The sequence below is a fragment of the Bernardetia sp. MNP-M8 genome, assembly GCF_037126285.1.
Classification (GTDB): domain Bacteria; phylum Bacteroidota; class Bacteroidia; order Cytophagales; family Bernardetiaceae; genus Bernardetia.
In genome coordinates this window covers 4,348,508-4,362,706 of record NZ_CP147012.1, presented here as the reverse complement: position 1 = coordinate 4,362,706, position 14,199 = coordinate 4,348,508, and the positions used below count along the sequence as shown (strand labels likewise).

Sequence of the window (14,199 nt, the reverse complement as noted above, 5' to 3'; positions counted from 1 at the left end):
ATCAAACACTTCCTATATCAAGTTTTGATATAGGAAATGTTTGATAAATAGATAGTTCTAAATTTATTCTTTAACTACTTTGATTATTCGTTTGGTAGTAGTAAATATTTCTATAAAATATACTCCTGTTTTTTGTTTTTTCAAATCTATACTAATAGATAAATTATTTCTTTGATTATAATGTTCTTCTTGATGTAATTCTCTTCCCAAAACATCTATAATTCGAATTTGTACTTTCTCTTGATATCCCATATTATCAATCTGTAATGTAAACTTAGAGGAAGTAGGATTAGGAAAGGCTTTTATTTCAACTTTCTCAAGACTACGTACTGCCATTTTGTTTTTTTGTTGAGTAGTAGTGGAGTAAGGTGTATTTTTTACCTCACCTTTTTGGCATTTGCTAGGTTGTTGTAAGAACTCTGTTTCTTTTACATTTCCTAAAAAAGCATCTCCAGAACCTCCATAAGTAATAGATCCATCAGATGCTCCCCAATAATTATGTTCGGCAAAAGCAACTCCTTGACTTGCATCAATTGCATAATTATTACTTTCAAAATTATTCTCTTTCAAAAATGCTTCTGCATTGATTAGTTTAACACCTATATTATTTTTCATAAAGTTATTACAATAAACTTCAGCGTTATTAGTTTCTTTAAGCTCTATTGCATTTTCCCAGTTTATAAAATTCATTTGGTGCAAAAACGATTTATCCACTTTATGGATTTGTAAAGCCATGGAATTTTGATGGTTATCAGCAAAAAAGTTAAGATATCTTACTTCCAAAAACTCATTAATAGAATGTAAACCAATAGGATAATCAAGATTTAGCCCACTTTCATTTAAAATTACATTAGCTCCAGAAGAATTTATTGGATCAGAAATAATTACTTTTTCAGCATTTGTTATTTCTAGAATACGTTGTGGATTAAGGTTATTTTTTCCAAATTTATTATCAGCGATAAAAAGTCCTCCGTCTAATCTCTTTTGTTCTACATTATACAACTTAATAGCAGGAAAAACACCATTATCATTACTCATAAAACCACTATCTACAAAATCATTTGATACAATGGAAATATCAGTAATATGACTAGCATTCACAGAAATATTTCTACCTCTAGCTTTTATTTTATTTATTTCTATGTTTTGAGAATTGTTTATACTTATACTTACTCCACCCACTTGTGAGGTGCTTAAGTCTATTTTTTTTATGAACAGATTGGCTATATTATCAAACATCAAAGGGTGTTCTGTATCCAATCCACTATTATTCATAATAATATTAGGATTATCTACTTTTTGACTAGATATAGAAATATATTCTGCATTTCTTATCCATAAAATAGTTGTAGGAGGTGAAAGCTGATAACTTCCAAAATCGTTTTCGCTCATAAAAACACCACCTCTCAAAGTATTAGAACTAATATTTTTTAATATAATAGCTGCTCCTCCTATAAAAAAGCCTACTCCTGCATCTCTAAAATCATTGTTTAGGATTTGTATATCTCTAACATTAATAGCTTGTACTGAAGCTAATCTTTTTCTTGCACTAGTCCTTACAATACTAATATTTTCAGAATCAGCAATATCAAAAGCAATACCTTCAAAAATACTATTCTGATCAGCAGTAACATCTATATTACTAATAGATAAATTATTGATTTCCCTTAAAATAAAAGGACTAGTAGCTCCCAAACCACCTCTATCAATAATAATGTTAGTATTGTTATTATAATAACTTCTTCTAGTATCAATTTTTATGTTATTAGCTTTTGTGATACGAAATATATTTTGAACATCGTGAAGATAATTTCCATATCTATTTCCATTAATATACAAGCCTCCTATGATATTTTTACTGTGTATAGTATTCAAATTTATTGCAGCTCCATCAATAGCAAGATTTCCTAAATCAAAACCACTATCTCTTAAATCATTGTATTGAATACTAATATCTGTACAGTTTTGGGCTATGATGCCATTATTTCTGTTACGAATTGTTAGATAATTTAAAATAATATTTTTACTATCTATAATATTTATTCCACATGAACGAGAGTCTTCAATGGTTGAGGGAACAGTATTAGCACTTAGATTAAGATAACTAACTTGTAGGTTTTCAATGTCTTTCAAGTAAATAGGATTTTCAACATTCATTCCGTTTGTAATATTAATATTTCCTCCTGAAGTAGAAATAGTAATATTTTTAGCTTTTTCCAAATATAATAAACGAGCTATTTTTGGAGAAGTATTGGTTGGATTTAGATACCCAAATTTATTTCCTGAAATATACACTCCTCCTATTAAATTGTTAGCTGTAAGATTATTAAGATAAATAGCTGCTGACAAACCACTACTAAAATATAATCCAGAACTTCTTAAATCATTATTTATAATTTTAATATCAGTAATATTATTTCCCACAATGGCATTTCTTTTATTTGAAATATTATTTTTTTCTATTACTACTGCTTTACAATTGTAAAGCTCTATACCATCTTTAGGAAAGGAGGGATAATTACTCATTATTTTTAATCCTTTTATAGTAAGATTAGATAAATTTTGGGCTTTTATTATACTCCCTGCATACCAATTCAGAGTTACACGAGGTGTTAAAGCATAATTGTAGGTTGGGGAAGAAGTACCATCTATAAAAACACCTTCTGTAATTAGTAATTCAGATTGAAGATAAATTGTACCTTCTACATCAAACTTTATTGTATCTATACCCTGAACAAAGTTGGCTATCACTAAACATCCTCTCAGAGAACCTGATCCTGTATTGTTGAGGTTTGTTACAGTATAAATATTTCCAAATGTAGTAGATAAAAATAAGAGGTTAAATAAAAAAGCAAAGCAAGACACACAAATAATTTTTTGAAGAGAAAACAGGTATCCAATTGGTTGTAAAGGAGAACGAAACATAAAATGAAAGGTTAATTTTGATAAAAAAATAAAAAGAGTTAATAACTCTCTTTTTCCTACTACAATTTTTCAATAAAAAAAAGGTCAAAATTATTTTCCTAAAAATTATGGAATTTCTATTTGTTTTGCATCTTATCAATAAAATAAGACAATAGTGACAAATTATTCATAAAAATTTCCTAATTTACCTATTATTAGTACATCAATTATGCAACTCAAATTTTTTCGTATGTGGCACTTACTTGCAGGCGCAGCTCTAACAGCAGGCGCAGTTACTCTTTGGGGTTTTCGTTCAAAAACTGGTGACGAATGGCTCAAAAAACTAACAGAAATAAATAACACTTTTCAAGAAAAATATAGCTCTGAAAGAGTTTATTTACATTTAGACAAACCATTTTACAAACCGTCAGAAACAATTTGGTTTCAAGCCTACGTCCAAGACGAAGCAACTTTAAAACCTTCAAAAAGGAGCGATATTTTGCACGTCGAATTTATTGACCCAAAAGGAAACGTAGCAAAAAAGATTCAATTAATTTTGGAAGATGGTACAGCATCAGGCGAATTTGACCTGACAGAAGATGCAGCAGGAGGATTATATAAAATAAAAGCCTACACAAAATGGCAAGAAAATTTTGTAATAGAAGAAAGTGATAAAAAAGATCAAAACGGCAATCCACTCATTTTTGAAAAGGAAATAACTGTTCAGAAAGTAGTTTTGCCTCGCTTAAAAATGAAACTAGATTTTGAAAAAGATGCCTATGGTGCTGGCGACAAAGTAGAGGCAAATTTAGATTTGCAAAGCCTGACAAATGAAGCTCTTGCAGACAAAGAAGTCGATTTTGTAGTGAGTTTGAAAGGTCAAGTTATTTCAAAATCAAAAGCTAAAACAGATGCAGCAGGAAAAACAGTTATTTCCTTCGAACTTCCTAAAAAACTAGATACAGCCGACGGACTTTTGAATGTATTACTTTCTCACAACGGACAAACAGAATCTATTTCTCGTTCTATTCCTTTAGCAAATACCGTTTTTGATTTGCAATTTTTTCCAGAAGGAGGAGATATTTTGGCAAACACTTCTTCAAATATAGCTTTTTGGTGTAAAGACGAATTTGGAAAACCTGCTGATGTTCAAGGAATTATTATAGATTCTAAAGGAAAAGAAGTGGGTAATTTTTCATCATTTCATAAAGGAATGGGAAATTTTGAGCTTGAAGCTAAAAAAGGAGAAGTTTACACAGCCCAAATTACAAGTCCAAAAGGAGTAGAAACGAGTTACAAATTACCCGAAACAGTAGAAATCGGGTATGGATTAAAATTAAACTTTCCTATTTCGAAATCTGATAAAGAAAAGACGTATGATACTTCAAATTTGAAGTTTTCTATCTACTCTCCTGTAATGGAAGAAGTATTTTTAGTTGGAACACTGCGTGGAGAGATTATTTTTTCAAAGAAAGTTTCTGTCAAAAAAGGAGAGAATACTATCAACATTCCGACAGATGAAATGCCTATTGGTGTAGCTAATTTTACACTTTTTGATTCTAAAAAAATAGAACGAGCAGAGCGTTTGGTTTTCTTGAATACAGAAAAACAGCTTAATATTGAAGTAAAATCAGACAAAGATAATTACCAACCTCGTGAAAAAGTTACCTTAGATATTAAAGTTACAGACCACAGAGGAATTCCGATGCCAGCAAATATTTCCCTTTCTGTTGTCGATGATAAATTGCTTTCTTTCGCTGATGACAAATCTAGTCATATTCTTTCACATCTTTTATTAGAAGCTGATTTGAAAGGAGAAGTCAAAGAACCTCGTTTTTACTTTGATAAGGAGGAAGAGAAAGCTGCACAAGCTAGAGATTTATTGATGCTTACTCACGGTTGGAGAAAATTTACTTGGGAACAGATTCAAAAATCGTCTATCACTTTGAAATACAATGCAGAAAAAAGTATTATTGCAGGATATGTAAAAAATGATAGTGGAAAATTTGTTCAAGACATAAAAGTAGAAATAGAAGGTACAACCATTTCTACCAAAACAGACAAAAAAGGCTATTTTGAATTCAAGAATTATAAACTCTATGAACCAATTACTTTAAAGGTATCTAATAGCTCTAAAACCATATCTCAGACTCAATATGTTCCAGCATATTCTCAAACCTACTCAATTCAATTATTTGATGCAAAAAAAATGAGGACTCGTAGACAAGCTCTAGGGGTAAATATGCCTATGATGGCAATGCAAGAAATGCGTGCAGGTGGTGGAGAAAAAGATGTAGAATTCGATGATGGAGTTGTAATGGCAGAAATGCCAAAAAATGAAATGAAAGGAGATATTTTAGAAGACGAAATTGCAATTCTTGATAATGCTCCTGTTGTGGAAATAGCTGATAAAGAGGAAGTAGCAGAGGTAGAAGAGGAATTAAATGAAGTCATCATAATGGACAGAAGACGAGAGGATTTTGGTAAAATGAATAAAAAAATTGCAAAAGAAGAAAAACCAAACCTTCCAGTCATAACTTATCATCGTGCTAGAGTTTTTCCTAAAGTAGATTATTCCACCAAAAATAATGAGAAAGAAGGCGAAACTAAATCTAAATCAAGAACTGATTTTAGAAGCACCATTTTTTGGAGTGGAAATATAAAAGTTGATGCAAAAGGAAAATCACAAGTAGAATTTTATGCTTCTGATGAAATTACGGCTTTCCGTGCTATCTGTGAAGGAATTGCAACAGACGGAGGAATTGGAAGAACTGAAAGTGTTTTTTATACACAATTACCTTTTAGTTTAGATACAAAATTGCCTTTATTTATGTCAATGGGAGATAAAATTTCTATTCCTTTAATGTTACAAAACAATACTGAAAAAGAATTGAGTGGTAGCGTTTTGGCAGATTATCCTTCTTCTTGGATTCCTGTAAAAGAAAGTGCTTGGAAAAGTAGAATCACTTTACAACCCAATGAAACAAAGATTGTCAATATGGATTTCTTGATTGAAAACGAAGCTGGGAAAGGTAAATTTATTGTTCAGTTTGTCGGACAAAATGGAGTTCAAGACCGTTTTGAGCAAGAAGTCGAAGTCTTTTCAAAAGGATTTCCTGCTGCCATTGCTTTATCTGGAGAAAGTGTTGATAAAACCTATTCGTTTGAAATTGCAAGTCCTGTAATGGGAACAAGTAAAGCAACTTTTACAGCTTTTCCTTCTGTTTTGGATGATCTTTTGGCAGGAATTGAATCTATTTTGAGAGAGCCGTATGGTTGTTTTGAGCAAACTTCATCTTCTACTTATCCAAATCTTTTGGTAATGGATTATCTTTCTGTTCAAAAAAATCTAACTACAGAACAACAAACAGCCTTAGATAAAGCAAAAGATTTGACAGAAAGAGGTTACAAACGCCTAATTTCTTTCGAATCGAAAGACAAAGGTTACGAATGGTTTGGCGCAAATCCTGCTCATGAAGCTCTAACAGCTTATGGCTTGATGGAATTTAAAGACATGGCAGCCGTTACAGGAAATTTAGTTGATGAGCAAATGCTAACCAGAACGACCAACTGGCTGATGGAACGTAAAGATGGAAAAGGTGGATTTAAGCGCAATTCAAGAGCTTTAGATGCTTTTGGTGGTGCAGATGATGACATCACAAATGCCTACATTACCTATTCCCTTTCAGAAGCTGGCTTTAAGGATATTAAAGCAGAGGCAGAAGCAGCATATCAAAATGCAATTGAATCTGAAGATCCTTATTTGATTGGACTTGTAGTAAATACGTTACAGAATTTGAATGATAATCGTTCTGAAAAACTTTTGGAAACTCTTATTTTACTTCAAAAAGAAGAAGGACAATGGGAAGGAACAAAACATTCCATCACTCGCTCAACAGGTCAAGGACTGACAGCCGAAACGACTTCTTTAGCTTTACTTGCAATTATGAAATCAGAGAAAAAACGAATGCCTATTTTACAAAATGGTGTAAAATATTTAGTAGGTTCTCGTTCGCCTTATGGTGGTTTTGGAAATACACAAAGTACCGTTTTGGCTCTCAAATCTTTGACCACGTATGCAAAATATGCACAAAGAACTCCTGAAAGTGGCGATATTGAAATCTATGTAAATGGCTCAAAAATCAGTACAGCACACTACGAAGCAGGAGAGCAAAATGCTATTGAAGTAAATAATTTAGGAAAGCATTTGAAGGCTGGCAAAAACACTGTTCGTATTAATTATGTAGGTGTAAAAGAACCTTTGCCTTATACATTTTCGGCAGAATGGTTTACAGATTTACCAAAAAGTAGTGATAAATGCAGTGTAAAATTAGAAACGTCATTGGCTAAAAGTAAAGTAAAAATAGGCGAAACAGTTAGGCTTACAACCACTTTAGAAAACACAACTAAAGAAGGCTTGCCGATGACAATAGCGATTGTAGGCTTACCAGGGGGACTTTCTGCACAGCCTTGGCAACTCAAAGAACTCATAGAAAAAAACAAAGTTGATTTTTATGAAATTCGTGAGCATAGTGTCATTTTTTATTACCGTCAGATGACTCCAAACGAGAAAAAAGTTATTCATCTTGATTTGAAGGCAGATTTGGCAGGAGAATATGAAGGAGCAGCCTCTTCGGCTTATCTCTATTATACTTCTGAATTTAAAGACTGGAAAAAAGGTATTTCAGTTATCAGTCAGCAGTAAACAGTTATCAGTTAAATTCAACTTTAATACAAAACGGCTATTCATTTTTTTATGGATAGCCGTTTTTTTCTTGATTAGGAATAAAAATTAATTAAAGCACTCTTTTTACAAACTCTAAATTATTGATAATTTAAAATCTTAATTCGTAATTGTTCCTTAGCTCTATTTTACTTTCAAACTTGAGTTACCCTAAGTTTTTTAGATTTTCCTCTCTGCCTAATTTTTTTAACAAATCCCTAAATAAATAAGTCAAAGGAGTGTTTTGTAGTCGTAGTGAAGTATCCTCATGGCTAACTACACAATAAAAAGGAAGAAGACCATTATTCTTTCTTTGATTAAAATATAATTATTCATTGTTTTTATTTTAAATTATCCATTTATTATACGTATTTTATTCAAGGGTTAGTTAAGAATTATACGTCTTAAAATTCATAAATAAGGCTATAATAGAGTTTTTTTTAAAATAAAAAATAATAGATAATTTAAAGAATCTAAATTTGAATTTAATAAAAAATATAATTAACTTCATTAATGTTTATTAGCTCATCTAATTTTTCAAACCTTCCCTACATCTCTATGAAAAACTATATTTCAATTTTATTTATGTTGTTCGTCTTTTTTATTTCTACTACTACACAAGCTACTCGTGTTTTGTGTTCTACTGTAGTAAGTACAAATGCCGATTTGGGGACAGGTTCTCTAAGAGAGGCTATTTCGTGTGCTAATTCTGGCGAAACCATCACTTTTGATGCTGCCTTAGCAGGTCAGACCATAACACTTGCTTCTACTTTAGAAATTCCGATAGGAAAAAATCTAATTATTGATGGTTCAAATGCTCCAAACCTTACTTTAAGTGGAAATAATAGCGTTCGTATTTTAAGATTAAACTCTACCTCTATTAATCCTACTTCACTAACTATAAAAAATTTACGCTTCATAAATGGGCGAACAGTAGAATATGGAGGGGCAATTCGAACTACACATCAAGGTATTTTGAGAGTTGAAGATTGTCATTTTTCTACTAATCGTGCAGACCAAGGTGGAAGTGCAATCTTTAATCATTTTGAAGGAACTTCTACGATACTCAACTGTACTTTTGACCAAAATACTTCTGTTGCGCTTAATAATGAAAGAGGTTCGACGGTTATGTTGTGGGGTCCTAAAGCACACATAATAAGAAATTGTACTTTTACAAATAATAAAGGCATAAATGGAGCTGCCATTAATGGCTTGAATTCTTCTCTTACAGTGGAAGATTGCATTTTTAGAGGAAATACTACCGAAGATGCTTTTTATGATAATGGAAATCCAAATCCATTTTTGAGAGGATTTGGAGGCTGTATTTATACAGATAGAGCAAGTAATGCAGCTAATATAGACAATGGAGATATAGAAATAAGAAGATGTATTTTTGAAGATAATATAGCTCAATCCGATGGAGGAGCTTTGCATTTGTATGCTGATGAGACAGATAAAGTAACAGTAGAAGATTGTTATTTTAATAATAATGAAGCTAGAAGACTTCCCAATAGTATGGGTGCAGATACTGGTGGTGGAGGTGGTGCATTAGAACACATGAATAATTCTCTCAACAGAGGTTTTACAGTCAAAAATTGCACTTTTTCTAATAACCGTGCTGCTGCTACTGGAGGAGCTATTCGTGCTGATTTTGTAGATACAGAAATCATAAATTGTACTTTTTATAATAATAAGGCATTGCTAACTACTCTAACTGGAGGAACTTCTGCTAATGGTGGAGCAGTTGCTTTTTATCAAATGAGTGCAGCTAGAGATTTGAGAATTACCAACTGTACGTTTGCTAATAATCACGCAGGCTGGGTAGGGGGAGCTTTATTAGCACCTACTTATACAAAAATCAAGAATAATATTTTTTATCAGAATACTGCTGCAAACGGAGGAAATACGTGGAATATCCAACAACATTCTTCTAATGCTATGAATGATTTGGGAAATAATATTCAGTTTCCTAATAAGTTTACTAATAATGCCAATGATTATAATGTATCTAATTCTGTTACGATTGCAAACCCTTTATTGGAAGCCATTGCTGATAATGGAGGAATTTCTCCTACTATGATGTTACAACCTACAAGTCCAGCTATTGATACAGGTGCAGGATGTACTTCTACTGACCAGCGAGGAGTTGCACGAGTAGGACAATGTGATATTGGGGCAGTAGAGTTTGAAGATCCTCCTCTTCCTGCTGATATTGAGAATGGTGTACTTCTAAATTGTGGTATGACAGAAGCACAAGCTATTGCTGCTGGAGGTGCTACACTTACTTTTGGAGGTTCTTCTTATTATATTGGTTATCGTCAAGTAAGTGCAAATAATCAAAACCCTATCTTGCTTAAATATACAAGTGGTATTTTGGATTGGTGTAGAGAAGATTATGAAACAACTAATGACGACGGAAAAGGCTATGGACTTTTTTGGTCAGGAACAGATTTATATGCTGTTTTTTCAGCGACAGGAACACAACCTGGACTTAATTATACTCGCTTTACCACAGCAGGCTGGCTAACAAGCTATGGACAAGGAGGAGGGGCAAAAGTATCCATTATTTTTAAAATAAATACAACAACAGGAGAAGGTATTTTGAATAATGGAACATATATAAAATCTGTTTTGAGTAGTGGAAATGCCAATACTTTAGTAGTAAACGACATGTATTTGAATGGAGATAATAATTTAGTTGTTCGGGCAGATTCGTGGTTTAGTCCATTAAAAATAGACCGAACTCGTATGACACAAATCGGAACAGGAGGTTCACCTCACGATTATACCATCATTTTCACTCCAAACCTTCAAACAGCTGTTTGTGCCTCAGCAGTAGGTTGGGACAATGGAACAGGAATCGATTGTACCACAACTGTCCCTACTTCTTGCATTATTTCTGCTATTACAACAGCCACTCAAACCACTTGTGATATTACAACTAATAAATATACTCAAGAAATAATCGTTACTTATACCGATGCGCCTTCAACAGGGTTTTTGGTAGTCAATGGACAAAATTTTCCGATTACTTCAAGTCCTCAAACCGTTACCCTTACCAATTTAGATGCTAATGGAAATGTAGTTGATGTAACTGCTTCTTTTTCAACAGTAGCAAGTTGTAATTTAACAGAAAATGGACTTTTTACTGCGCCTATATCTTGTTCTGATGATGTATTGAATGTAAATCAAACTACTGTTTTTAGTTCTATTCAAGCTGCTGTTGATGCTGCAAATCCCAACGATGTACTCAAAATTCTTACTAATCGTCGCTATGATGAAGATGTAGTAATTGATAAAACCTTGTTTCTTACTTCTGATGCAACTTCTTACAATCAAATAGAAATTGACCAAATCAAAGTAAATAATGGAAATAGACTTACTATTACAGGAAAAATGTCTGTTTTAGAACTTGTTCATTTAGAAGCTACTAGTGAAATGATAATTGATGGAAGTACAGAATTTGCGCTTCGCTCAACAGTCACAGGAACAGCCATGGTTATAAATGATGCTGATGATAATACTATTCAAGGAAATGTGATTATGGAAAGATACTTGCCTACTCCTTCTACCATTCCTGCTTCTGGGGGAATTGGTTTTGATGGAAAAGCCTATCATTTATTTTCTTCTCCTTTCTCTAATGCAGCTATTAATCAATTTGCTCCTTATATGGATTTGATTTTGAATATAAACTATAATACGGCTGCCGAACCTGCTTATACTCGTCCATATCCTACTTTTTTTATCTATGATGAAACCAATGCAGGTGCATCAACGAGTGCGTTTTATGATGAGTTTATCTCTAATTATCGTGTTCCTACCTCTACTGCTACTGATTTGTTAGAAGTTGGAAAAGGCTATCAAGCTAATATTGCTACTGAGCAAACTCTAAAATTTAATGGAAATCTTAATAATGGTATTTATACTATTAATCTTACAAATAGTGGTGGAAGTTTGCCTCAACAAGGTTATAATTTAGTAGGAAATCCTTATCCTTCTCCTTTAGATTGGGAAAAAGTAATAGCTGACAATACAGGAAATAATAATCTTGCAAATACAATTTATTTGGACATTCCTACCAGTCAGTACAATGGTACTTTTGCCTATTATGTAGCTGGAACAGGTGTAGGTATAAATGGAGGAACAAAAGATATTGCAGCAGCACAAGGATTTTTTGTACAAGCTACTGCACCCACAGGAACATTGGAATTGAAAAATGAAGACCGTCCGACTACTTATCAAGATACTCGTTTCTTCAAAACTTCTCAAACACAAGGCTTAAAAGAAGGATTAATCAAATTAGGCATTACTAAAGATAATAAAACAGATGAAACAGCTATTTATTTTATAGAAGGAGCAACTCAAAATTTTGATTCCAAATACGATGCGCTCAAAATCTATAAGCAAAATAGTAATTTTGCTACTTTATATTCTTATAATACTGAAAATAAAGTTTTTGCCATCAATGGACTAGATGCGTTTGATGAAACTCTACAAATTCCTTTAGCCATAAATGTAGTAGAAGCAGGAAAACACATCATTGGTATTAGAGAAATTAAGTATTTTCATTCTTTGAGTGAGTTATATTTGTATGATTCTTTAACCGAAACGTTGCACAATCTAAAAGAAGAAAAAGAATATGAATTTTTAGCTGAAAAAGGAAATGATGTAAAACGTTTTGTTTTGCTATTCAAAAAACCATCAATAACTGCTTTTTCTGAGCAAAATCAATTAGTTGTTTATCCAAATCCTGCTTCTGAAACAGTATCGTACAGTCTAAAAACAGCTACTCAAGAAAGTTATAAACTTCAACTTATAGATGCTTTGGGTAGAATTGTTTGGGAAATACAACAAGAAAAAGAAGGTGCATTTTTGGAAGGAATGATTGATATGAATAATTATTCGAATGGAATCTATTTATTGCAAATTTCGAATAATGAAAAAACTATCAGTAAACGTATCGTTAAAGAGTAAAAAAGAGTCTATATAAGTAGCAATCAAATTTTAATACAAAAAAGGCTATTCATTTTTTTGATGGATAGCCATTTTTTGCTTCTTATTCAAAGATAAATCAATATTTTTTCGTCTCCATAGCTAAGACAGAAAAATATTATTCTAAATGCCTTACAAAACGAACAAAATCATTTTCATTTTCAGGATTTTTCATAACATCATAAATAGCAAATGTTTCTAATGGAGTTATTCCAATAAAATCTGAAACTGATATGTATTGGAAAAAATAAATCATCTACACTTTTTTCACTAAAAAGATATTCATTTTGGGTGTATAATTTGAATGAGTGATTTATTATTCTTGTTTTATTTTTTATTTTCACGTTTTTCTAAACTCTCCTAATGATTACTACTCAACTCGTTTGTTGTAAATGTGGCTTCAAAAACTTGGTGGGTAATAAAAGTATGTGATTTTTGGAAAAATTATTAAAAATACTGTCTACTTGCAAGAACATATACTCTGTTATATTGGAGATGTTTTTTTATTTTAATTAATAATTTTTAACAAATCCATTTTTCTGCAATAAAAAAGTCGTTTTTATGTTATGAAAATCATTTTGTAATTACAACACGTTCTGTGATTGTTGTTTCATGAGTTTGTATTTTCAGTATGTATATTCCTGTACAGTTGAGTTATTTAGCTTTTTTACTAAATACTCATCTAAAAGTTGTTGCTTGACTTTATATATTGATAATTTTGCTCTTAGTTTTAAAAATACTCAGAAAATTTGGTTTAGTTTATGAAGTAAAAAATAGCTAGAGTTGAAAGTTTTAGAAAAAAAAACAAAGTCAATTTTATAAAGCAAAACGACTTAAACATTTGATTATAAAAGTGTTATAGAATAACAAACTTCTTTTTCAAACTTGTATATTCTTTTTTTGCACTATTTTATCAAATAAATCTCTAAAATTAGTTTGTATTTTAGAAAAACATTCTTACCTTTGCACTCGCAATAACAACAAAAGAATGTTATTAATTTGTACTGGACTCGTAGCTCAATTGAATAGAGCACTACATTACGGCTGTAGAGGTTACAGGTTTGACTCCTGTCGGGTTCACAAGTTTATGTTTAGTTGTTGGTGGAAACATCAACAACTACATAAAATTATTTTGGAACTATTTATTATTTTGAGTAGTTTTGTAAATAGTTACAGATTGATAAAAAAAATATAACAAATTGTAATTGCATTCGTTTTTAAGTAAACGAATTAGTTAAAAAAAATGGACTCGTAGCTCAATTGAATAGAGCACTACATTACGGCTGTAGAGGTTACAGGTTTGACTCCTGTCGGGTTCACAATTTCAGTATTTTTTAATACGCTCAAAACCCTGTTTAGATAATCTAAACAGGGTTTTTTTTTGGTTACACTTTTTCACAATTTGTAAAAAGCCTTAGAAATATTTTTTGATTCCATAGTGTAGCTTATAAGTAAGGAAGTTCGTACATTGTTAGTGTATGTCTATTGTTAGTTAGTCGCAAACTGAAAATAAAGATAAGAGTAACACTTTTCTTCGCTTTTTCTGAAAATAGTAGTCCGATAAAAACACAAATACACGG

General features: G+C 31.7%; 4 protein-coding genes and 2 tRNA genes. 4 read left to right on the top strand and 2 right to left on the bottom strand.

The genetic code is table 11. The annotated features are described in order from the left end of the window. Positions 1–63 precede the first annotated feature (63 nt). Positions 64–2,925, bottom strand: a complete 2,862-nt coding sequence (locus V9L04_RS17705; RefSeq protein WP_338791251.1) for a T9SS type A sorting domain-containing protein — start codon at positions 2,923–2,925, stop codon at positions 64–66. Between the two features lie 208 nt (positions 2,926–3,133). Between V9L04_RS17705 and V9L04_RS17700 the strand changes: the two genes are divergently transcribed. Further along, the gene (locus V9L04_RS17700; RefSeq protein WP_338791250.1) at positions 3,134–7,609 is read left to right on the top strand and encodes an MG2 domain-containing protein; all 4,476 of its coding nucleotides are present in this window, start codon (positions 3,134–3,136) and stop codon (positions 7,607–7,609) included. Positions 7,610–8,185: 576 nt separating this feature from the next. Further along, complete coding sequence (locus V9L04_RS17695; protein ID WP_338791249.1) at positions 8,186–12,601, top strand: choice-of-anchor Q domain-containing protein; 4,416 nt, start codon at positions 8,186–8,188, stop codon at positions 12,599–12,601. A gap of 136 nt (positions 12,602–12,737) precedes the next feature. On the opposite strand, the gene V9L04_RS17690 is transcribed toward V9L04_RS17695, so the two are convergent. Beyond that, on the bottom strand, positions 12,738–12,875 hold the full coding sequence (locus V9L04_RS17690) for a hypothetical protein (RefSeq protein ID WP_338791248.1): 138 nt from the start codon (positions 12,873–12,875) through the stop codon (positions 12,738–12,740). A gap of 750 nt (positions 12,876–13,625) precedes the next feature. Here V9L04_RS17690 and V9L04_RS17685 point away from each other — a divergent pair. Together V9L04_RS17685 and V9L04_RS17680 are read left to right on the top strand one after the other, a co-directional pair. After that, a tRNA-Arg gene (locus V9L04_RS17685) sits at positions 13,626–13,699 on the top strand. A gap of 165 nt (positions 13,700–13,864) precedes the next feature. Further along, positions 13,865–13,938: transfer RNA gene (locus V9L04_RS17680), tRNA-Arg, on the top strand. Positions 13,939–14,199 lie beyond the last annotated feature (261 nt).